This is a genomic window from Streptomyces nodosus, from assembly GCF_008704995.1.
Classification (GTDB): Bacteria; Actinomycetota; Actinomycetes; order Streptomycetales; family Streptomycetaceae; genus Streptomyces; species Streptomyces nodosus.
Genome location: NZ_CP023747.1, coordinates 3,695,833 through 3,717,715 on the forward strand (window position 1 = coordinate 3,695,833; position 21,883 = coordinate 3,717,715).

Annotated in this window: 13 protein-coding genes, 1 tRNA gene and 1 other RNA gene; 3 read left to right on the plus strand and 12 right to left on the minus strand. The window is 72.1% G+C overall.

The window, feature by feature from the left end; translation table 11 throughout:
* Positions 1–45: 45 nt before the first annotated feature.
* The 6 genes from CP978_RS16705 to ffs form a co-directional block, all read right to left on the minus strand.
* Positions 46–945 (minus strand): phosphoribosylaminoimidazolesuccinocarboxamide synthase, encoded by a 900-nt coding sequence (locus CP978_RS16705; RefSeq protein ID WP_043441751.1) that lies wholly within the window; start codon positions 943–945, stop codon positions 46–48.
* Between the two features lie 85 nt (positions 946–1,030).
* A complete protein-coding gene (locus CP978_RS16710) occupies positions 1,031–2,530 on the minus strand; it encodes a N,N-dimethylformamidase beta subunit family domain-containing protein (protein ID WP_043441753.1) in 1,500 nt (499 codons plus the stop codon).
* 333 nt (positions 2,531–2,863) lie between these two features.
* Positions 2,864–4,744: a M48 family metalloprotease gene (locus tag CP978_RS16715; RefSeq protein WP_184750561.1), complete on the minus strand. Its 1,881-nt coding sequence runs from the start codon at positions 4,742–4,744 to the stop codon at positions 2,864–2,866.
* A 447-nt stretch (positions 4,745–5,191) separates the two neighbouring features.
* Positions 5,192–6,448, minus strand: coding sequence for a phosphoribosylamine--glycine ligase (gene purD / locus CP978_RS16720; protein WP_043441755.1), 1,257 nt, complete (start codon positions 6,446–6,448; stop codon positions 5,192–5,194).
* A gap of 128 nt (positions 6,449–6,576) precedes the next feature.
* Positions 6,577–8,817: a DNA polymerase III subunit gamma and tau gene (locus CP978_RS16725; RefSeq protein ID WP_150478237.1), complete on the minus strand. Its 2,241-nt coding sequence runs from the start codon at positions 8,815–8,817 to the stop codon at positions 6,577–6,579.
* Between the two features lie 116 nt (positions 8,818–8,933).
* Positions 8,934–9,030: signal recognition particle sRNA small type (gene ffs, locus CP978_RS16730), an RNA gene on the minus strand.
* A 73-nt stretch (positions 9,031–9,103) separates the two neighbouring features.
* On the opposite strand from ffs, the gene CP978_RS16735 reads away from it, so the two are divergent.
* Positions 9,104–9,188 (plus strand) — tRNA-Ser (locus CP978_RS16735).
* Positions 9,189–9,546: 358 nt separating this feature from the next.
* On the plus strand, positions 9,547–11,580 hold the full coding sequence (locus tag CP978_RS16740) for a hypothetical protein (protein WP_052454150.1): 2,034 nt from the start codon (positions 9,547–9,549) through the stop codon (positions 11,578–11,580).
* A gap of 149 nt (positions 11,581–11,729) precedes the next feature.
* Here the strand turns inward: CP978_RS16740 and CP978_RS16745 are convergent, their stop codons facing one another.
* Both CP978_RS16745 and CP978_RS16750 read right to left on the minus strand, forming a co-directional pair.
* Positions 11,730–14,132 (minus strand): ATP-binding cassette domain-containing protein, encoded by a 2,403-nt coding sequence (locus tag CP978_RS16745; RefSeq protein ID WP_043441761.1) that lies wholly within the window; start codon positions 14,130–14,132, stop codon positions 11,730–11,732.
* A 201-nt stretch (positions 14,133–14,333) separates the two neighbouring features.
* The gene (locus tag CP978_RS16750; RefSeq protein WP_043441764.1) at positions 14,334–14,744 is read right to left on the minus strand and encodes a VOC family protein; all 411 of its coding nucleotides are present in this window, start codon (positions 14,742–14,744) and stop codon (positions 14,334–14,336) included.
* 173 nt (positions 14,745–14,917) lie between these two features.
* Between CP978_RS16750 and CP978_RS16755 the strand changes: the two genes are divergently transcribed.
* Positions 14,918–16,159 (plus strand): PP2C family protein-serine/threonine phosphatase, encoded by a 1,242-nt coding sequence (locus CP978_RS16755; RefSeq protein WP_063839060.1) that lies wholly within the window; start codon positions 14,918–14,920, stop codon positions 16,157–16,159.
* Here the strand turns inward: CP978_RS16755 and CP978_RS16760 are convergent.
* The 4 genes from CP978_RS16760 to CP978_RS16775 all read right to left on the minus strand — a co-directional run bounded on the left by CP978_RS16760 (position 16,125) and on the right by CP978_RS16775 (position 21,718).
* Complete coding sequence (locus tag CP978_RS16760; RefSeq protein WP_043448780.1) at positions 16,125–17,018, minus strand: carbohydrate ABC transporter permease; 894 nt, start codon at positions 17,016–17,018, stop codon at positions 16,125–16,127. The two genes, CP978_RS16755 and CP978_RS16760, sit on opposite strands and share 35 nt — an antisense overlap.
* A gap of 26 nt (positions 17,019–17,044) precedes the next feature.
* Positions 17,045–18,025: a carbohydrate ABC transporter permease gene (locus CP978_RS16765; protein ID WP_043441767.1), complete on the minus strand. Its 981-nt coding sequence runs from the start codon at positions 18,023–18,025 to the stop codon at positions 17,045–17,047.
* Positions 18,022–19,335 (minus strand): ABC transporter substrate-binding protein, encoded by a 1,314-nt coding sequence (locus CP978_RS16770; protein ID WP_043441769.1) that lies wholly within the window; start codon positions 19,333–19,335, stop codon positions 18,022–18,024. Before CP978_RS16770 ends, CP978_RS16765 begins: the two co-directional genes overlap by 4 nt.
* Before the next feature lie 340 nt (positions 19,336–19,675).
* On the minus strand, positions 19,676–21,718 hold the full coding sequence (locus tag CP978_RS16775) for a copper resistance CopC/CopD family protein (protein WP_249044198.1): 2,043 nt from the start codon (positions 21,716–21,718) through the stop codon (positions 19,676–19,678).
* Positions 21,719–21,883 lie beyond the last annotated feature (165 nt).

Sequence of the window (21,883 nt, forward strand, 5' to 3'; positions counted from 1 at the left end):
GAAGCCCCCGGCCCAGGCCGGGGGCTTCTTCGTGTGCGTGGGCCGTCACCGCCACCTGACGCCCGTCAGACGCCCGTACGCCTCCGCGTACTTCGCCCGGGTCGCCTCCACGATCTCCTGCGGCAGCGGCGGCGGGGGCTGCTCGCCGGTACGGTCCCAGCCGGAGGCGGGGGAGGTGAGCCAGTCGCGTACGAACTGCTTGTCGAACGCCGGCTGGGACCGGCCCGGCTCCCACCGGTCGGCCGGCCAGAAGCGGGACGAGTCCGGGGTGAGAACCTCGTCGGCGAGGACCAGGGTGTCACCGTCGTAGCCGAACTCGAACTTGGTGTCCGCGAGGATGATCCCCCGGTCGCGGGCGATGTCGCGGGCACGGCCGTAGACGGCGAGGGTCGTCTGCCGCAGCTGGGCGGCGGTCTCGGCGCCGACCTGGCGGGCGACCTCCTCGTAGGAGACGTTCTCGTCGTGCTCCCCGACCGCTGCCTTGGTGGCCGGCGTGAAGATCGGCGCGGGCAGCTCCGAGCCGTCGACCAGGCCCTCGGGAAGGGCGAGGCCGCAGACGGTGCGGGACTCCTTGTACTCGGCGAGGCCCGAGCCGGTGAGATAGCCGCGCGCCACACACTCGACGGGAACCATCCGCAGCGACCTGCAGACCAGGGTGCGGCCCGCCCAGTCGGCGGGGGCCCCGGGCGGCAGCTCGGTGCTCAGCACATGGCCCGGCACCAGATCGGCGAGCTGGTCGAACCACCACAGGGACAGCTGGGTGAGGATCCGGCCCTTGTCCGGGATCTCGGTCGGCAGCACCCAGTCGTACGCGGACATACGGTCGCTGGCGACCATCACGAGGTCGCCCGCCTCGTTCTGGTACAGCTCCCGCACCTTCCCGGTGTGCAGATGCACCAGTCCCGGCACCTGGAGCGGCTCGGGCTTTTCTACGAATCCGGACACGGTTCCTCCCCGTGGTTCTGTCCCAATGGCTCGATTCTCCCGTATGCGGGGACGAGCCGGTCCGCGGGGCCGGGGCGGGGAGGGGTCAGTCGCGTTTGCAGATGCGGTCCAGAAGGTTCGCGGTCGCCTGCTGGACACGGGCGTCCACATGACCGGGGCGGTCCAGTGCGGGGGACCAGGCGAACGTTCCGGACGCGAAGACCAGGGCGCCGGAAGGAGATCGGTACAGGGAGGTCTCCTGGTGACGGGCCACGCCCTCGCTGTCCCGGTACGGGGAGTGGGCGAGCAGGATCCGGCCCTGGTGCTCGGGCAGCGGGGCACGCGGGAAGTAGCGGTCGGCCTCCCCGGCCACCATCCCCGCCAGTTCGTCGCCCTCGCCGGCGCCGGTCGCCTCCCACAGCCAGTGGCCCGCGTTGCGGACCACGAGGGGGTGGGGTTCGGGCACCCGGCCCGCGTACTGGATACCGAGCGTCTCCTGCTCGGGACGGTCGATCTCCCGCCACAGCGCGGGCCTTCCGGGGCCACGGCGTTTGCGGCAGGTGAGCAGCCGGTCCGGGGCGCCGGACGGGGACGGGCCCAACTCCACCTGCCAGTACATGGTGTTGGCGGAGAGGAAGACGAGCGAGGTGCCGTGCTCCCGGGCGAGTTCCACGGTGCGGCGCATCGGGGTGGACCAGTACTCGTCGTGGCCCGGGAAGACCAGGCCGCGGTAGCGGGTCGGGTCCACCCGGCCGGCGTGCAGATCGCGGGCGTCGGCATAGGCGAGGTCGTAGTGATAGCGCTCGGCCCAGCGGATGAAGTCATAGGCGTGGCCCACGTGCAGGGGCAGGCCCGCGCCCGCGAAGGGGCGATCGAAGGAGACCGTGGTGGCGGCGTCGGCCTCGCCCAGCAGCCGGCCCTGCTCGTCCCAGGCGTGGTAGAGGCTGGCGCCGGTGTGGCCGTCCTCCGGGTAGAGGTTGTACGCCTGCCAGGTGATGTCCGGGAGCAGCAGCAGGAGGTCCGCCGGACGGTTGTCGCGAACGGTGAAGGGCACATGGGAGCGGTAGCCGTCGGCGGTGGTGAGGACGGCGACATAGGCGCCGACGCTCCAGTACGACGGGATCTGCAGCCGCCACGAGAGCCACCAGTGGTGGCAGGAGACCGTGCGGTCGGCGGTGAGCGGGGACGGCTGGACGATGCCGGAGAGACGGGGGCTGGTGGTGATCTTGGATGCCCCGTCGCCGCCGTAGTGCCCGATCCGGTACACATCGACGGCGAACTCCTGCGGCGGGTCGACCGTGATGTGGAAGTCGACGGCCTCCCCGGGGGCGACGGCGCCGGGAGAGACGAAACCCTTGATCTGACGGTGGACGTCGTCGGCGGAGCGGGGCCCGCCGGTACGGGGTGCCGGGATCCGGGCGCCCCTGCCGCCCTGGGCCGGGACATGGGCCGGGGCGGGGTCCACGTACCACGGGACCACATGGCCCGTGTCGTCGAAGTAGGTCTCGCTGCCCCGGAGCCAGGGAAGGGGGCCCTGGCCGAAGGGGTCCGTCACGGCATGCGCGAGTGCGCCCGACTCCCAGCGACGGATGTGGTCCGGTCCCATGCGCTGTCCCCTCCCTCGTCCCCCGTGAGCCGTCGAAAGCCCTTGCTCGGTCATGCGACCGGTCCCAGCACATCACATTCCGCACCCACTCCGTCACCGTTCGTCGCGAATTGACGTGAACGGAGGGAAATTCCCCGGCCAGAGGTCGGGGTTGCGGAGCCACGGTGCAGGGCCTTGTCGCAGGTGGGCGGGGGTGGAGCGCCGACGGGTGAGCCGATCCTCGACAAGGGGGCAGGAGCGGGCCTGCGGGACACCGGGGACACCGGAGGGCGAGCAAGGGGCTGCCGCCCGGGGCGTGGGAAGCCCGTTCACCGGGCGGCACGCGGTGGGCCGTCAGACCAGCCGGACCGGCTTCTCGGTGCGTACTCCCAGGTGGTGGAGCCAGGTGCGCAGCGGGACCGGGTCGCCCCGCTCGACGAGAGCGAGGACCCGGGGGGCCAGATCGACCGCGCGCTCCCCCTTGATCATCAGGGAGGGGCCATCCAGCCAGTCGAGGCCCGGTGCCGCTCCGGCCGTGTCCATCGCGGCACAGCACACCATCGCCGTGACATGGTCGACGAGCAGTTCGCGACCGGTGCGGGGTGGCTGGAGCGGGAACAGCGGGAGCAGGGCGGCGTCCCACACCGGACGGTCCCCGGCCCCCTGGCCCGTGCCGCCGCCCGGTGTCGTCGCGACGGCCGTCTCCTCACGCTCCGACTCGGCGCTGAGCCCGGCGACCAGGACGGCGGTCCGCACACCGGCGACCGCGCCCTCCTCGTCGTCGACGGCCCCGCTCTCCTCCGCGCAGGGCACCCCGGCACCGGGGGCCGGGTGCCGGGGCCCGCCGACGGCATCCGAAGCACCCGTACCGTCGCCGTGTGCGCCCTCTTCCGTCGGCGCACCGTCCCCGGGGCCGCCCGCAGGGACCACCGTCAGATACTCCAGGACCCGCTCCAGGGTGGGCCCGGCCGCCTCGGGTGCCGGCCGGTGGGTGGGGTGGGGCATGGGGTGGGTGGGGTGGTGGACGCCGAGGGAGTTCAGGACGCGGTGGAGACGGGCGGCGTCCGTGCGCCACTTGCGGTCGACGACCTCGTCCGGGTACTCGTGCCAGCCGACCGGGGCCCAGTCGGGGCCGGGCCGGGCCGGACCCCCGTGAAAGAGGTGTGCCGCAAGCAGCGACGCCGCCTGGTCCACCACCCCGGGCTCCTCGAGCAGATCGCAGGCCGGCCGCTCGCCCAGGCGGGAGGCGAAGCCCTCGGCCAGCCGGTCCCGGCGGGAGAGCTCGGTGAGCGCGGCGACCACGCCCGCGTCCAGGCGTGACGGCCAGCGGCCCATCCGCCAGGCCGGCAGCGCGACCCGGGTCAGCAGCCGGTCCCATCCGGCGTACGCCAGTCCCACCTGCTCCTGGGCGACGATCCGCAGGCCGTAGTCCACCGCCTGTGCACGCTCGGACGCGGCCGCCGCCACCCCCCGCTCCATCTCCTCCGCATGCCGCTGGCAGCTGCGCAGCAGCAGCCGGGCCACCCAGCGGACGCCGCCCAGCACCGGACGTGTCAGGGGGCCGTGGGAGGGCGCGGACGTCACCGCCACCGCGGCGTCCAGCCCCCGGACGAAACGGCGTGCCGCCGCTATGTCCGGGTGTGCCGAGGGCCCGGTGCCGGCGACGACCGGGGCGAGCACCGCGCGCAGCTCGCCGACCCTCATCCACCACAGGAACGGGGAGCCGACGACGAGCACGGGCGCGACCGGGGCGCGGTGGTGCCGGGAGGCCGACCGGCCGCGTATGCCCAGGAGGCCGGACAGCGCGTCCGCGCTCCGCCGCGGCGGGCCATGGGCGGGGTGGGTGCGGTCCTCCAGCCAGCTGTCGCAGTCCGGGGTGAGCGCTATCGCCGACGGGACAGGGACGTCGAGGCGGTCGGCCAGGTCCCGGACCATCCGGTACAGATCGGGGGCCGCCTCCTCCGCGATCGGCACGGTCGGGCTGACGGCCGGACGGGCACGGGCGACGACGACGGCCACCCCGGCCGCGGCGAGCAGCACGATCAGGGCGACTCCGGTCACGATCCAGGGTGCGATCCCCCAGCCGCTCCCGCCGATATGGCCGCTGAAGCGGCCGGCGAGCAGCACGACGGCGACGGCGGCGGGCAGCAGGGCGACGGCCAGTGCCCTGCTGCGGATCCGCAGCACGGCGAGTGCCCGGGCGCGCGCGGCCTGCGCGCCCCTCTCCACACCCATACCGATCACGACCGGATCTCACCCCCTCCGTCCCGCTTCCGGCCCGTGCGGCAGCTGCCGTGACGGTCCCCGCCACGGAAGCTGCCCCCGGATGTCCGTGCGTTGCTCACTCCCCCACTGTGGCACCCGCCGGTGACATCGCAATGCCGGTGGGCCAAGTGCCGGAACGCCTGCGCCGCACCCTAGTTGGGGCCTCGGCCCGCGTCAGCCGGATGGGTCACCGCTCACTCGATGGAATGGCTTTGGGGAAAGGTGCAGGACACCAGGCCGGAAAAGGGCCACGGCCGGTCCGCGCCCCGGCCCGGAATCCCGTGCCACGCCCGGCATCGGGCCCCGGACGGGCGGTGGCTTACTCGGACACAGGCCACGCAACGGCTGGTGGACGACACGACAGGGCCCCGGGGTCCGGCTTGATGAAGCCGGACCCCGGGGCCCACGGACCGGGGCTCAGACGTCGGCTTCCGCCGCCTTCGCCGCGATGTCCGTGCGGTGCTGGGAGCCGTCGAGACCGATGCGGTCCACCGCCGTGTAGGCCCGTCGGCGCGCCTCGGCGAGGTCGGCGCCGGTCGCGGTGACGGACAGCACCCGGCCGCCCGCGCTCACCACGGCGTCGCCCTCGCGCCGGGTGCCGGCGTGCAGGACGTACGCGGAGGGGGCGTCCCGTTCCGCCACCTCGTCGAGCCCGGTGATCGGGTCGCCGGTGCGCGGGGTGCCCGGGTAGTTGTGCGAGGCCACGACCACGGTGACGGCCGCGTCGTCACTCCAGCGCAGCGGCTCCAGGTCGGCGAGCGTGCCGTTCGCCGCGGCGAGCAGCACCCCGGCGAGCGGGGTCTTCAGCCGGGCGAGGACGACCTGGGTCTCGGGGTCGCCGAAGCGGGCGTTGAACTCGATGACCCGCACACCGCGCGAGGTGATCGCCAGCCCCGCGTACAGCAGGCCGGAGAACGGGGTGCCGCGCCGGCGCATCTCGTCGACGGTCGGCTGGAGAACGCTCCCCAGCACCTCGTCGACCAGCTTGGGGTCGGCCCAGGGGAGCGGCGAGTACGCGCCCATACCGCCGGTGTTGGGGCCCTCGTCGCCGTCCAGGGCGCGCTTGAAGTCCTGGGCGGGCTGGAGCGGCAGGACCGTCTCGCCGTCGGTGACAGCGAACAGGGACACCTCGGGGCCGTCGAGGAACTCCTCGACGACCACCCGCTCGCAGTGGGCCGCATGCGCCTTGGCGGCCTCCAGGTCGGCGGTGACCACGACGCCCTTGCCGGCGGCCAGACCGTCGTCCTTCACGACATAGGGAGCGCCGAAGGCGTCCAGCGCCTGCCCGGCCTCGTCGGCGTTCGTGCAGACGTACGAACGTGCGGTGGGGACGCCCGCGGCCGCCATCACGTCCTTGGCGAAGGCCTTGGAACCCTCCAGGCGGGCGGCTTCCGCGCTGGGGCCGAAGACCGGGATCCCGGCCTCGCGCACCGCGTCGGCGACGCCCGCGACAAGCGGTGCCTCCGGGCCGACGACGACCAGTCCGACGCCGAGCCCGGTGGCCAGCGCGGCCACGGCCTCCTTGTCGAGGGCGTCGACCTGGTGCAGCTGGGCCACCTCGGCGATGCCCGCGTTGCCGGGGGCGCAGTGCAGCTCGGTGACGACGGGGTCGAGGAAGAGGGAACGGCACAGGGCGTGTTCGCGGGCACCGCTGCCGATGACGAGGACCTTCACGGGGTCAGCCTAACCGGCGCGGAGGGAAGACCTTGTGGGGGCCGCCGAAGCGGGACGGGGCCGGGATTCGTGTGTTCCTCCCAGGACCCTCCGCTCGTCCGCTCCGCACCTCCGCCGCCGGGGCGCGGCTACTCGTTCGAGAACTCCTCCACCACGGTGGCCCCCAGCTCGCGGACGATCAGCTCATGCCCGGAGAGGGCCGACTCGTCGAGATCGGGGTCGTCGTCCTCGGGCATGTCGTCCTCGGGGGCGACCATGTGCCGTTCCGGGGCGGGCGCGGGGGCGGCCGGGGCAGTCACCGCAGGTGCCGAAGGGGGCGCGGAAGCCGCCGGGGCGGCCGGACGTGCCGCCGGGGCCGGTGGCTGCTGGGGGGCGGGGCGCGCCGGGGCCGGGGCGCCGCCGTACCCGCCGCCGAACCCGGAGTTCGCCGCGACCGGCGGTGCCGAGCCGCCCGACGGGTCGACGATGGCCTCGACCTTCCACTGCACGTTGAACTGCTCGGCCAGCGCCTGCCGCAGGACGTCCTCGCTGCCGCTGCTCAGGAAGTTGTCCCGCGCGCCCGCGTTGACGAAGCCGAGCTGCAGGGTGGCGCCGTCGAAGCCGGCCACCTGGGCGTTCTGGCTCAGCAGGATCCAGGTGAAGCGGCGGCGGTTCTTCACCGCCTCCAGGATGTTCGGCCAGAGCATGCGGGGGTCGACCCCGCCGGGAGCGGCGGCGGGAGCCGCGGCCGGAGCGGGGGCGGCGGGTGCCGGAGCGCCGGCCGCCGGGCGCGCGGGCGCGGGCGACGCGGGAGGCTGCCCTCCGCCCGCGGACGCCGCCGTGGGCCATCCGCCCGGCCGCCGGCCGCTTCCCGCGCCGGCCGAGGTGGGCCAGGCACCGGGACCGGCGGGCGCCGGAGCGGCGGGAGCCTGCGGCTGAGCGGGAGCGGCCGGGGCCTGCGGGGGAGCCGCCGCCTGGCTCGCGGGTGCCTGGCTCGCGGGGGCGGCGGGAGCCGGAGGCATCGGGGGCGGCGCCTGGGCGGGCGTGCCCCCGGCCTCGTACCCACCCGGAGCCGGTGCCCCGCCGCCGCGCGCCGCGGCACGGGCCGCCGCGGGACCGCCGCCGGGCGGCAGGGGGGCGGCCTGGGGCGTCGGCCCCCCGGTCATCCCGCCGTGCACCTCAGGTCCCGGCACATAGCCCATCGCGGGCGCCGCGCCGCCACCGGAGAAGTTGACGCCCCGCTCCAGTCGGTCCAGCCGCGCCATGACCGACCGCTCGTCGCCATAGGCGGCGGGCAGCATCACCCGGGCACAGATCAGCTCCAGTTGCAGCCGTGGGGAGGTGGCGCCGCGCATCTCGGTGAGCCCCTCGTTGACCAGGTCGGCGGCGCGGCTGAGCTCGGCCGGGCCGAAGACCTCCGCCTGGGCCTGCATCCGTTCCAGGACGTCGGCCGGGGCGTCGAAGAGACCCTTCGCCGCGGCGTCGGGCACGGCGGCCAGGATCACCAGGTCCCGCAGCCGCTCCAGCAGATCGGCGACGAACCGACGGGGATCGTTGCCCCCCTCGATGACCCGGTCCACGATCTCGTAGGCCGCGGCCCCGTCCCCGGACGCGAACGCCTCCACGACGGAGTCGAGCAGCGACCCGTCCGTGTAGCCGAGCAGCGAGGTGGCCATGGCGTACGTCACACCGTCGGCGCCGGCGCCCGCCAGCAGCTGGTCCATCACGGACATGGAGTCACGCACCGACCCGGCCCCCGCGCGCACCACGAGCGGCAGGACCCCGTCCTCGACGGGGATGCTCTCCTTGCCGCAGACCTCGGCGAGATAGTCCCGGAGGGTCCCCGGCGGCACCAGCCGGAAGGGATAGTGGTGGGTGCGCGACCGGATGGTGCCGATGACCTTCTCGGGCTCGGTGGTCGCGAAGATGAACTTGAGGTGCTCGGGCGGCTCCTCGACGACCTTGAGCAGCGCGTTGAAACCGGCCGACGTGACCATGTGGGCCTCGTCGATGATGTAGATCTTGTAACGACTGCTCGCCGGGCCGAAGAAGGCCTTCTCCCGCAGATCACGGGCGTCGTCGACACCACCGTGCGACGCGGCGTCGATCTCGATGACATCGATGGAGCCCGGGCCGTTCCTGGCCAGGTCCTGGCAGGACTGGCACTCGCCGCAGGGGGTCGGGGTCGGCCCCTGCTCGCAGTTCAGACAGCGGGCCAGGATGCGCGCACTGGTCGTCTTCCCACAGCCGCGGGGCCCGCTGAACAGGTACGCGTGATTGACCCGGTTGTTCCGCAGCGCCTGCTGCAACGGGGAGGTGACATGCTCCTGCCCGATGACCTCGGCGAACGACTCCGGGCGATAGCGGCGGTACAGCGCGAGAGACGACACGCATACGAGGTTATAGGCGCCCGCCGACAAACCGGCCCGCCCCGGGCTCGTCCACCGGGACCTGCGCCGACGCCCCGCCCGGAACCCGTTCCCACGGCCCTCCCGGGGCCCGGGAACGACAAGACCCCCCACGCACCCGCCAGAGCCGACCTACCCTTGCTGCCTTCCGGCCCTGGGGGAGTTCAGTCAGATAGCGCCGCGTGAGGGGCTGAGCCCCACCCTACCCGATCGCCCTGCCCCCGAACGAGTTCGCTAGCACTGCCTCGCGTCATGTAATGTTTCCGGCGGAGGATTCGCCTAGAGGCCTAGGGCGCACGCTTGGAAAGCGTGTTGGGGGCAACCCCTCACGAGTTCGAATCTCGTATCCTCCGCCGGTTCAGAGGGCCGGGTCGCATGAGCGGCCCGGCCCTCTGGCATTGGGTCCGCCGTCGGGGTGGAGGCGAGGCGTCCGCGGCGCCGGGGGAGCCGGCCGAGGGGAGCCCCCAGGCCCGGTCCGCTAAGCGGAATCTCATCCTCACCCCTAGGGACCGATCCCGCGATGAGCGGGTAAAGTCCGAACACCTGAATTCAAGGAGAACATCCGCACGCATCGGCTTCACGCCGCGGCCATCCGAACGCGCCGTCCACAAGCCCGTGCTCGAGAATGTTGAGTTGCCTGGAGCCCGCGAAGTGTCAGCATCGCCCTTGCCCGCCCGGTTGCGCACCGCAGCGGCACGCCTCCTCCTGCCAATGGTGCTCGCCCTGTCGTTCGCCGTTCAGGCAGTAGGTGCCATCCTCCCCAACGTCCCCCTACTCGTGGCCGCCACCGTCATCGGGCTGGCTGCGGACATGGCCCTGCACTGGTGGCAGCGGAACATGGTCTCCGCCCTCGGGAAACTGCATGCGACCGTGTTCGTCCGCCAGGTCGTCCGGGACCTTCTGGTGGTCACCGGCCTGCTCCGCATGGCCGGCCTGGTCCAGATAGAGGAAGAGGACCACGAGACCCGTTATCTGGTCATCGCCTGCGGTCTGCTGCTCTTCTACGCCCTGCATGTCGCGTGCCAGGCGCTCGCGACCATGGTGCGCCGCTCGCGCACCCTGCCCGTGGTCACCCGGAACATCGATGCCTCGTCGCTGCGGCTGAGCCCCGCTCCCCCGGCGCTGCTGACGAGCCGCTGGGGTCAGCGGCTCCTCGGGTTCAGCGTGCCCTCGACGGCCGGTCTGCTGGTCACCGCGGAGACCGGCTCGGTCCGATGGGCCGTCGGGGGTATCACCCTGTCCGTCCTGGCCGCGCTGGTGGCCATCGGCATGCTCCTGCTGCGGCTGCGGCCCGGGCGCAGGCCGGTCACGGCCGAGCAGGCCCTGGAGTGGTTCGAGTCCTGGCTCGCGGAGTACCGGCCGACGGTGGGCATGTACTTCTCCGGCGGCGCGAGCTCGGCCTACCAGGCCAACATGTGGCTGGAGCCGCTGGCCCGGCTGGAGGGCCGTCCGCTGATCGTGCTGCGTGAGCGGTTCATGGTGAGCCAGATCACGTCCACCGACATCCCGGTCGTGTGCCTGCCGAAGGTCGCCGACCTGATGCGGCTGGAGCACTCCACGCTGAAGATGATGATCCACCCGTCGAACTCGGGGAAGACCTCGCAGGTGCTGCGCATCCCCACGATCAAGCACGCGTTCGTCAACCACGGCGAGAGCGACAAGCTGTCCAGCTGCAACCCGTATGCGAAGGCGTACGACGAGGTGTGGGTCGCCGGTGCCGCGGCGCGCGAGCGCTACGCCCTGGCGGACGTCGGCATCGAGGACAAGGACGTCGTGGAGATCGGGCGCCCGCAGCTGGACACGATCGAGCCGTACGCCGGTGCGCCCACCGGCCCGTACACCACGGTGCTCTACGCCCCCACCTGGGAGGGCTGGGACGGCAACCCGGGCAACACCTCGGTCATCGAGGCCGGCGAGAACCTCGTCCGTGTCCTGCTGGCCGATCCGAAGGTCCGGCTCCTGTACAAGCCGCACCCGCTGACCGGCTCGGTCGACTCCCGGGCGGGGACCGCGAACGTCCGGATCCAGGAGATGATCCGCGCCGCGAACGCCCGGCGTGCCACGGAGCACTCCGACGAGCGGCCCGCCCCGTCCGCGGCGGCGGAACTGGCCCGCCGGACCACCGAACTCGACCGGCTGACCACCTCCTCGTTCCGGGCGAGCGCCGACGACGTGGAGCGGATGCTGCTCCAGACCGTCCCGGAGCCCGGCCGGGCCACGTCCGTGGCCGCGGCGACCACCGCCTGGGAGGCCGCGTACTGGGCCTCCTTCCCCGCGTGGGAGCACCAGATCGTCACCGACGCGCGGCCGACCGTCTACGCCTGCTTCAACGTGGCCGACCTGCTGGTCAGCGACGTCTCCAGCGTCATCTCCGACTATCTGGCGAGCGAGAAGCCCTACGCCGTCGCCAACACCAGCGGCCTGGCGGAGCAGGACTTCCGCGACGCCTTCCCGACGGTCCGGGCGGGTGCCGTCCTCGCCCCGGACGCCTCCGGTGTACCGGCCCTGCTGGAGTCCGTGCGCCACCCCGAGAAGGACACCTACGCCGAGGCCCGGCGCGAGCTCAAGCTGCATCTGCTGGGCCCCTCCGACCCGCCGTCCGCCGTCCGCTTCAACGAGGCGGCCCGTGCGCTGTGCGCGGCGGCCGACGAGCACCGGGCGGGCATGGCGGCACGGGCGCTCGCGGCGATCCCGCGCCAGCCGGACGCCAAGGCGACCCTGGACGACCAGCGCGTGAGGGGCTGAGCCCAGCCACCGCCCGAGCGCGGCGGGCGCGGGCGGTGAGCCCCGAGAGACCGAGACGAAGGCCCCGGACCATCACTGGTCCGGGGCCTTCGTCATGGCAGCCGTCGCGTACGCCCCCCGGGCGCGGCGCTCGGCGGGCCGGGGCCCGCTCAGGAACCGACGTAGGCCGCGAGGTGCTCCCCGGTGAGGGTGGCGCGGGTGGTGACGAGGTCGGCGGGGGTGCCCTCGAAGACGATCCGGCCGCCGTCGTGGCCGGCGCCGGGGCCGAGGTCGATGATCCAGTCGGCGTGCGCCATGACCGCCTGGTGGTGCTCGACGACGACGACCGACTTGCCGGAGTCCACCAGCCGGTCGAGCAGGCCGAGCAGATGGTCGACGTCGGCGAGGTGGAGGCCGGCGGTCGGCTCGTCGAGGACGTAGACCCCGCCCTTCTCGGCCATATGGGTCGCCAGCTTGAGCCGCTGTCGCTCGCCTCCGGACAGGGTGGTCAGCGGCTGGCCGAGGCTGAGATAGCCGAGCCCGACGTCGGCGAGCCTGCCGAGGATGCGGTGCGCGGCCGGCGTACGCGCCTCACCGGCGCCGAAGAACTCCTCCGCCTCGGTCACCGACATCGCCAGCACCTCGCTGATGTCACGACCGCCGAGGCGGTACTCCAGCACCGAGGCCTGGAACCGCTTCCCCTCGCACTCCTCGCAGGGGGTGGCCACGCCGGCCATCATCGCCAGGTCGGTGTAGATGACACCGGCGCCGTTGCAGTTGAGGCAGGCGCCCTCGGAGTTGGCGCTGAACAGCGCCGGCTTCACACCGTTGATCTTCGCGAAGGCCTTGCGGATCGGGTCGAGCAGCCCGGTGTACGTCGCCGGGTTGCTGCGCCGGGAGCCGCGGATCGCGCTCTGGTCGACCGAGACCACCCCCGCGTCGGCGGCCCCCTGCTGCCGGGGCAGTGCCCCGTGCACCAGCGAGCTCTTGCCGGAACCGGCGACCCCGGTCACCACGACCAGCACCCCGAGCGGGATGTCGACGTCGATGTCGCGCAGGTTGTGCTCCGTCGCGCCGCGGACCTTCAGCGCCCCGGTGGGCTTGCGCACCGTCTTCCTGAGGGCGGCACGGTCGTCGAGATGACGGCCGGTGAGGGTGTCGGCGGACCGCAGCGCCTCGACGGTGCCCTCGAAGCAGACGCTGCCGCCCCCCGTGCCGGCACCGGGCCCGAGGTCGACCACATGGTCGGCGATCGCGATCATCTCGGGCTTGTGCTCCACGACGAGCACCGTGTTGCCCTTGTCCCGCAGCCGCAGCAGCAGTTCGTTCATCCGCTGGATGTCATGGGGGTGCAGACCGGTGGTGGGCTCGTCGAAGACATAGGTGGTGTCGGTGAGCGAGGAGCCGAGGTGGCGGATCATCTTGACGCGCTGCGCCTCGCCGCCCGACAGCGTGCCCGCCGGCCGGTCGAGCGAGAGATAGCCGAGACCGATCTCCACGAACGAGTCGAGGCTGTGCTGCAGCGTGGTGAGCAGCGGTGCCACCAACGGCTCGTCGAGGCCGCGGATCCATGCGGCCAGATCGCTGATCTGCATCGCGCAGGCGTCGCCGATGCTGATCCCCTCGATCTTCGACGCCCTGGCCCCCTCGCTCAGCCGGGTGCCGTCGCACTCGGGGCAGGTGGTGAAGGTGACCGCCCGGTCCACGAACTCCCGGATGTGCGGCTGCAGCGCCTCCTTGTCCTTGGAGAGCATCGACTTCTGGACCCGCGGGATCAGCCCTTCATAGGTCATGTTGATGCCCGCGATCTTCATCCGGGTCGGCTCGCGGTGCAGGAAGTCGTGCAGTTCCCTCTTGGTGAACCTGCGGACCGGCTTCTCCGGGTCGAAGAAGCCCGACTCGAGGTAGAGGCGGGAGTTCCAGCCGCCGCCCTTGTAGCCGGGGACGGTGATCGCGCCCTCGGCGAGCGACTTGGAGTCGTCGAAGAGCTGGGCGAGGTCGATGTCGGAGACCGCGCCGCGGCCCTCGCAGCGCGGACACATGCCGCCGGTGCGGGAGTACGTCACCTTCTTGGCCGTGGCGGTGCCGCGCTCCACGGTCATCGCGCCGCTCGCCCGGACCGAGGGGACGTTGAAGGCATAGGCGCTGGGCGGCCCGATGTGCGGGGTGCCGAGCCGGCTGAAGAGGATGCGCAGCATCGCGTTGGCGTCGGTGGCGGTGCCGACCGTGGAACGGGGATCGGCGCCCATCCGCTGCTGGTCGACGACGATCGCGGTGGTCAGCCCCTCGAGCACGTCGACCTCGGGACGGGCCAGCGTGGGCATGAAGCCTTGTATGAAGGCGCTGTAGGTCTCGTTGATCAGCCGCTGGGACTCCGCGGCGATCGTGTTGAAGACCAGCGAGCTCTTGCCCGACCCTGAGACACCGGTGAACACCGTGAGCCGGCGCTTGGGGATCTCGATGCTGACGTCCTTGAGGTTGTTCTCGCGCGCGCCGTGCACACGGATCACCTCGTGGCTGTCGGCGATGTGCGGCGCGGACGCCTGCGTCTCCGTGCTCGGGGCCATGCTCATCCTGTCTCCATCGGTAGGGGCTGTCGGGCGGGGCTGCTCTCCCGGTCTCCGTCGGCGCGTCGCCCGACTCGATCTGACCGGCTTCGAGCGTAACGTCCGGTTCTCCGTCGTCGGCCCGCCGTCCGACGGCCGGGCCGTGGAGCCCCGCAGGGGAGCTCCACGGCCCGGTCGCAGGACGGCACGGCCCGGCCGTCGAAGGGTTCAGCGAACCTCGTTGACGCGGATCAGGTTGCCCGCGGGGTCGCGGAAGGCGCAGTCACGCACCCCGTACGGCTGATCGGTCGGCTCCTGGGCGACGACGGCGCCGGCGGCCCGCAGCCGCTCGAAGGTGCCGTCCAGGTCGTCGGTGGCCAGGATGACACGGGCGTAGGCGCCCTTGGCCACCATGTCCGCGATACAGCGGCGCTCGTCGTCGGTGAGATCGGGGGCGAGGGCCGGCGGCTCCAGGACGATGGACGTGCCGGGCTGGTCGACGGGGCCGACCGTGATCCAGCGCATCCCGCCGTGGGCGACGTCGTTGCGGACCTCGAAGCCGAGGACGTCACGGTAGAAGGCCAGGGAGGCGTCCGGGTCGGTGTGAGGCAGAAACGTGGTGTGAATGCTGAGGCTCATGACGGCCAGGCTAGGAGCGCCCCACAGGCCGGCGCTTCTTCGATCCTGACCGGATCCGGTGTCCTCCGCCACATCGCACCCGTACGGCCTCGTCGTCGCACCGGGTGACCACGCGACCACGGACGGCGGGCTCGCAGGTGGAAGATCGCGGAGTGGCCTGGGACTCTGGTCCCATGCGGTCGCTCTTCCGCTCATCTCCTCGGGCAGGCGCGGACGGCCGGGTCCGGACACTGCTCGGGGTCGAGCAATGCCTGCCGTTCGTGGTGGTGCTGGTCGGGCTGGGCATCGAGATGTCACCCGTGCGCTTCATGTACACCGGCCCCCTCCTCGCCGCGATGCCGCCGCTGGCCGCGCTGACCACGGGCCCCCTCGGCACGCTTCTCGCGGCGACCGGGGCCCTGGGCGTGAACGTCGCGGGTGCCACCGTGCACGACCGATGGGGCGAACTGCATGTCTACTCCGACCTTGCCGGTCTGCTGCTGGTGTCGGTCGCGTGCGTCGCGATCAGCAACGTCGCTCAGACCCGCAGAGACCGCGAGCTCAACCAGATCCGCCGGGTCTCCCGGACGGCCCAGGAGGTCCTGCTGCGGCCCGTGTGCGACCGTCTGGGCCCGGTGCGCGCCGCGAGTCTCTACCACGCGGCCGAGGCGGGGGCCCAGATCGGCGGTGATCTGTACGAGGCCGTACAGACGCGGTTCGGGGTGCGGATGATCGTGGGTGATGTCCGCGGCAAGGGGCTGCCCGCGGTGCGGGTGGCCGCGGCCGTGCTGGGCGCGTTCCGGGAGACCGCGCACTACGAGCACGATCTGGCGGAGATCATCGACCACTGTGCGGCCGCCCTGCGCCGGGAGTGTGCGGCCGCCGGTCACGAGGAGGACCAGGCGGAGTGTTTTGTGACCGTGCTGGTGGCCCAGATCCCGGGCGGATGCGTGGTCCAGCTGGCCAACCGCGGCCATCCGCCCCCGCTGGTGCTGCGCGCCGGCAAGGCCCATGCCCTGAGCCCCGCGACCCCGCTGCCGCCCCTCGGCCTCGAGGACTTCATGACCGGGCCGCCCGCCGTGACGGAGAGCCATGAGTTTCTGCCCGGTGACCGTCTGCTCCTCTACACCGACGGCGTGGTGGAGGCCCGCAACCGCGCCGACGAGTTCTTCCCGCTGACCGAGGCCGTGGAGAGAGTGCACGCCCGCACCCCGCGGAAGTTCCTGCAACAGCTGCACCAGCGGCTGATCCGGTACACCGGGGACCGTCTCACGGACGACGTGGCCATGATTCTGGTGGACCGGCTCCCCGCGGACACCGGCCGGCCGCCGGGCCGCGCGGACACCCGCAGGGCGCAGAGGCCGAGCGGTGGGCGTGGACGGTCCCCGGGCAGGGGTCGGATCAGCCCTTGCTGGCCCCCAGGGTCAGACCGCTGACGAACTGACGCTGCAGCGCGAAGTACACGATCAGCGTCGGGATCGCGGTGAGCAGGGCGCCCGCGGCGACCAGGTTGGGGTCGGTGAAGTACTGCCCCGACAGGTTCTTCAGGGCCGAGGTGATCGGCATGTTCTCGCCGGTGGAGATCAGGACGATCGCCCAGAAGAAGTCGTTGTAGATCCAGATGGACAGCAGGGTGGCCAGCGCCGCCATCGCGGGGCGGCACAGCGGCAGCACGATCTGCCAGTACATCCGCCACACCGAGGCGCCGTCGACCAGCGCGGCCTCGGTCAGCTCGTGCGGCAGCATGCGCATGTAGTTGCTCAGCACGAAGACACAGAAGCCGGACTGGAACGCCACATGGATCAGGACCAGCCCGAGCGCGGAGTCGTACAGCTTGCCGCTGGCCGTGATGCCCGGCAGGTCCACCAGCAGATACAGCCGGTACAGCGGGGTGATGATGACCTGCTGCGGCAGCAGATTGCCCGCGGTGAAGACCAGCAGCAGGGCCAGATTGAGGCGGAAGTCGAAGCGGCTGGCGTAGAAGGCGACACAGGACGACAGGAACAGCGTCAGCAGCACCGCGGGTACGGCGATCAGCAGGGTGTTGCCGAAGTAGTGCGGCATCTCGGACTGGGTGAAGGCGTCGCTGAAGTTGCCGAGGCTCAGCCTGTCCGGCCAGGAGACATAGCCCTTGGTGCTGGTCTCCCCGTACGGCCGCAGGGCCGCGTAGACCGCCCACAGCAGCGGTGCGAGCCAGGCCAGCGCCGTGCCCGCGAGGAACAGATGCAGCAGCACCCGGGCGGGACGGACGGGCGGACGCCTTCGCCGCGGGGCGGACGCGGCGGTGGAGGCGATGGGGGCGGTCGCGGCGGTGGGGGCGCTCACGATCGGCGCTCCTTCCGGAAGGTGCTGACCAGATAGGGGATGATCACGCCGAGCGAGATCAGCAGCAGGACCACCGCGATCGCCGAGCCGTATCCGATGCGGCTGGACTCCCCGATGATGTTGTCGGTCACCAGGATCGACAGCAGTTCGGTGCCATGGGCTCCGCCGTTGAAGACGAAGACCAGGTCGAAGGCGCGCAGCGACTCGATGATCGTCACCACCAGGACGATGGTGTTGGTGGGCCGCAGCGTCGGGAAGATGACGTGCCGGAACGTCTGCCACTCGTTGGCGCCGTCCAGGGCCGAGGCCTCGCGCAGCGACGGGTCGACGCCCTTGAGACCGGCCAGATAGAGGATCATCATGTAGCCGGTGTGGCGCCAGGAGGCGGCGATCAGCACGGCCCAGAGGTTGAGGTCCGGGTCGCCGATCCAGTCGATGTAGTGGCCGGGCTCATTGGCCCCGATCAGGCTGTTGATCAGCCCCGTGTCGGGGTTGTAGACGAGCTGCCAGACGAACCCGATGACCGCGAAGGACACCACGACGGGCAGGAAGAAGGCCGTCTGGTAGACCCTGCTGAACCGGATCCTCTTGTCCAGCTGCACGGCCAGGAAGAGGCCGAGCGGGGTGGGGATCAGGATCAGCACGACGAACCAGACGACGTTGTGCTGGACGGCGGGCCAGAACTGCGGGTTGTCGGTGAAGAGCTGCCTGAAGTTGTCCAGCCCGACCCAGGTGATCGACCCGAAGCCGATGCCGTCCCAGGTGGTGAAGGCCAGCGCGATGGAGGCGAGCGCCGCGACCCACACCAGGGCGAGGTGCACAAGGGTGGGAACGCCCGCCATCAGGCCCAGGATCAGCCGGTCGCGGCGGGTGAGCAGGCGGCGGTGTCCCTGCGGGGCGCGCTCCTTCGCGGACGCGCCGGCCGGAGGCGGCTCGGCGGCCGCCTCCGGGGTACGGGTGCCGGTCTCGGTGCTCATGAGGAGGCGAAGATCGTCTTCTTCTGGCGCTCGATGGACGAGAGCAGCCCGTCGACGCCCTTGGGGTCGCGGACGAACGTCTGCAGCGCGGGCTGCATCACCGTGGAGGTGAAGTCGGGCCGGCTGTCACGGTCCATGAACTGGGTCAGATGCCGGGCGCCGGAGATCATGTCGTACGCCTTCTTCTGCAGCGCGCTGTAGGAGGAGGTGTCCGCCTTGCTGGAGACGGCGACCATGCTCGGGTCGGACTTCAGATAGATCTGCTCGGCCTCCGGGGTGCCCAGATACTTCAGGAGCCTGATCGCGGCGTCGTGGTTCTTGGGGGACTTGCTGACCATGAAGCCGTCGGTGGGCGCCTCGACGGTGTCCTGGCCGTGGGACGGGTCGATCTCGGGGAAGGCGAAGAAGTCGAGGTCGTCCAGGTCCGACTTGTCGGTGAACTGCTGGGCCACGAAGGAGCCGAACACATACATGCCGGCCTTCTTCGCCACCAGGGACTGCGCGGCGTCCTGCCAGGTGCGCCCGATGGCACCGTCCTGGTGGTAGGGGAGGATCTCGGCCCAGTGGTCGAAGGCCCTGCGCACCCTGGCGTCGGTCCAGGACGCCTTGCCCGCCATCAACTCGGCGTGGAAGTCATAGCCGTTGGTACGGAAGTTGAGCTGGTCGAAGGTGCCGAGGGCAGGCCAGGCGTCCTTGTCGCCGAAGGCGATCGGGATCAGCCCGTCCTTCTTCATCCGCCCGCACAGGGCGACGAACGCGTCCCAGGTGGTGGGGACTTCGTACCCGTGCTGCTGGAAGACGCTCTTCCGGTAGAAGACCGCCCAGGGGTAGGTGTACAGCGGCATGAAGTAGTACCGGCCGTCCTCCCCCTTGCTCAACGCCTTCATGGCGTCGGGGAAGTTGCCGCCGACCGACTGCCATACGTCGTCTATGGGGGTGGCCAGCTTCTTCGCGGCGAAGAACTGCATGCGGTAGCCGGCGAACCAGGTGAACACATCGTCCGGCGTGCCCTGGAGATAGGAGTTGATCTGCTCCTGGAAGGTGTTGTGGTCCTTGGTGTTCACCCGGACCGTGATCCCGGACTGCTTCTTGAAGGCCGTGTAGATCTCGGCGAACGCGGCCTTCGGCACGGCGTCCGAGGCGTTGGAACCGAGGGTGAGGGTCTTGGGGTCCGACGATCCGCCGCTGCCCCCGCAGGCGCTCAACAGGGTGGTGCCCGCGCCCGCGAGGACGACGGCGCCACCGGCTCCACGCAGCAGGGAGCGGCGGCTCGGGCCGGGAACGGAGGACGCGGGGGGAGTGCGCTGCATGACGGCTCCTGGAGGGGCAGGGGTCGGTCACAGATGGCCCTGCGAGAGAGCAGGCCAGAATCCACCAGAAACCAACTCGACCGAACATCGTGGGCGTCATAAGACTCGCATGTCAGGTCATACGTCAAGGGCGCCGTCGGCCGTTTTCGAAACGTGACCCGGAGCCCCTTGATCCACTTCACTGACAGCCCGTCAGCCGCCGAAATCGCCTTCCCCTGACGGACATCGCATCGACGCAGGTCACCGGAGGGCGGCACCTGTCTGACGCATCGTCAGCTCAGCGCCGCCGCAGGCCGTCCCGTCCGGCGCCAGGGGGCGGTGATCCGCCGGTGGGCGCCCGTCAGCCGATCCGCACGGTTTTCGACACGGTGGCCTGATCGATGTCGGAGGTGCGGACCGTCGCCCTGATCGTCCAGGTCCCCGGCAGCGGCAGGTTGAGCGCATCGGCGACCCAATAGCCGCCCCGGTCCTGGACCTTGGCGTCCAGGGGACCGATGTCCCGGTCGTCGAGCGAGAAGGTCAGGCGCAGTTCGGGGACGGTCACGATGCCGTCGTCGGGGCCGTAGACCACCGCCTGGACCTGGTTCTCGCCGACCCGGCTCGGCGTCAGCTCGATCTGCACCGTGCCGTGCCCTCCGGACGTGCCCACGTCGAAGGGGATCACCGTGGTGGAGCCGAGGGGCTGTTCGGCCGCGGTCCGCGCGGCCGCCTCCTCGGCCGTCGCACGGCCCGGCTGGGTGCCGGTCAGCAGCGTGGTGATCACCAGCACCACGATCCCGATGGTGATCTCCGCCTGCACCGAGCGGCGCAGGGCCCGCCGGTGCACGCCGGGGTCGTCGGAATCTTCCGCGCCGTCCGCGGCATCGCGGGCGTCGGGGTCGTCCACGGCATCGGGGGCGCCGGGGGCGTCCGTGGCAGGCCCGCTCGGTGCGGATTCCGTGCGTCCGGTCTCCGGGGCGCGGTCCCCCGGCGCGGTGTCCGCCCCGGTCTCCCCGCCGATGTCCTCCGGGGCGCCGCCCCGCGGGGCGCCCCCCGTGCGTCCCGCCGCCGCGGCCACCGCTTCCCGCTCCGGCGCCCGCTCCGGCGCCACAAGCGCGGTGCCTTCCGCCTGCGGCGCCGCGAGCCGTGCCGTCCAGCGGCGGGAGAAGGCCGCCGCGACCAGCATCAGGACCACGGCGATCACCTTGACGGTCAGCAGCCTGCCGTAGGGCGTGGAGGTCAGCGAGTCGAGCGGGCCGAGGCCGCGCCAGGACTGGTAGACCCCGGTGACGACCAGGACGGCGACCGCGGCGAAGGCCAGCCGCGAGAAACGGGCGACCGCGGCGGCCGGAAGCTCCTCGGGCGCCCGGTACAGCGCGGTGAGCAGCGCCGTCAGTCCGCCCAGCCACACCGCCATGGCGAGCAGATGCAGCACCGCCGAGGTCATCGCCAGCGGGACCTGGATGCCCACGGACGCGTGTTCGGCCACCGCCCAGGTGAGGGCCAGGGCGAGGGTCCCCGCGCCCGCCGTGGCCCACCGCAGCGGGCCGCCCGCGCCCCGGTCGCCGTCCGTGCGTGCCCCGCCCCGCGCGGCCTCCTCGTCCCGCGCGGGCACCAGCCCCGCCCGCGCCGCGACCGGCGCCGCCACGATCAGCACCGCAAGCCGTGCCAGCAGCGCGAGCCCCGGGCGACTCGTCGCCGTCTCCCGCAGGACCGACAGGTCGAACACCGTCCCCAGGCCGCTGCCGCGCTCGTAGGGGCCCCGGAGCAGCAGTTGCGCGAGCGTGGCGGCGCCCAGCGTCCACCAGCCGCCCACGACCAGGCCGCGGGCCGCGGGGGTACCGGTCACCGCCGCGAACACCGCGGCCCCGAGCAGCAGGGCCAGGCCGCCGTAGGCGAGATAGCGGGTGAGGTCGTGGAGCAGCGTGGACGCGGTGTCCTGGACGGTGTCGGCGGGCAGCACCGCGGTCGTCGCGGAGGGCTTGCCGACGGAGAACGTGAGGGCGCCGGACGCCGGGTGGCTGTCCGCCGAGACCACACGCCACGCCACGATGTAGGTGCCCTGCTCGAGGTCGGGGAGCGTGATGTGCGCGGTGTTCGCCCGGCCGTCCGCGTGTTGCTGCCTGCCGGTGTGGACCCGGCGGTTGCCCGGGTCGAACACCCGGATGGAGTTCTCCAGCAGACCGACCGACTCGGAGAACGCGAGGGTGATCGCCTCCGGCGAGGTCTTGAGCACGGTGCCGTCCACCGGGTCGGAGCTCTTCAGCACGGCGTGCGCGGAGGCGGGACCGGCGCCCACGAGAAGCGCCGACAGCACGGCGAAGAGCACGAACACCAGCCGCAGCGGCCGCCCTTCGCGCCCGAACGCCCCCCGTCCGCTCCCGCCCCTGCGTCCTGCGCTCACGTCATGTCTCCCGTATCGGCGTGTTGTCCCCCGGGTCCCGGTTACGTACGGACCCGGCGTGCTCCGCGCTCAGCACGGGGGCGGCACGGGCCGTCCGTACACCCGTCCCGCCATGATGGCCGCGCCGCGCCCCGCCGGGGCGGCCGGGGAGCGCCGGTTGCCGAA

Excerpts from the sequence above, each read along its gene's own strand:
- CP978_RS16745 (WP_043441761.1), bottom strand. The coding sequence starts at position 14,132 with ATGAGCATGGCCCCGAGCACGGAGACGCAGGCGTCCGCGCCGCACATC.
- CP978_RS16755 (WP_063839060.1), top strand. The coding sequence starts at position 14,918 with ATGCGGTCGCTCTTCCGCTCATCTCCTCGGGCAGGCGCGGACGGCCGG.
- CP978_RS16750 (WP_043441764.1), bottom strand. The coding sequence starts at position 14,744 with ATGAGCCTCAGCATTCACACCACGTTTCTGCCTCACACCGACCCGGAC.
- CP978_RS16770 (WP_043441769.1), bottom strand. The coding sequence starts at position 19,335 with ATGCAGCGCACTCCCCCCGCGTCCTCCGTTCCCGGCCCGAGCCGCCGC.
- CP978_RS16740 (WP_052454150.1), top strand. The coding sequence starts at position 9,547 with ATGGTGCTCGCCCTGTCGTTCGCCGTTCAGGCAGTAGGTGCCATCCTC.
- CP978_RS16765 (WP_043441767.1), bottom strand. The coding sequence starts at position 18,025 with ATGAGCACCGAGACCGGCACCCGTACCCCGGAGGCGGCCGCCGAGCCG.
- CP978_RS16715 (WP_184750561.1), bottom strand. The coding sequence starts at position 4,744 with ATGGGTGTGGAGAGGGGCGCGCAGGCCGCGCGCGCCCGGGCACTCGCC.
- CP978_RS16710 (WP_043441753.1), bottom strand. The coding sequence starts at position 2,530 with ATGGGACCGGACCACATCCGTCGCTGGGAGTCGGGCGCACTCGCGCAT.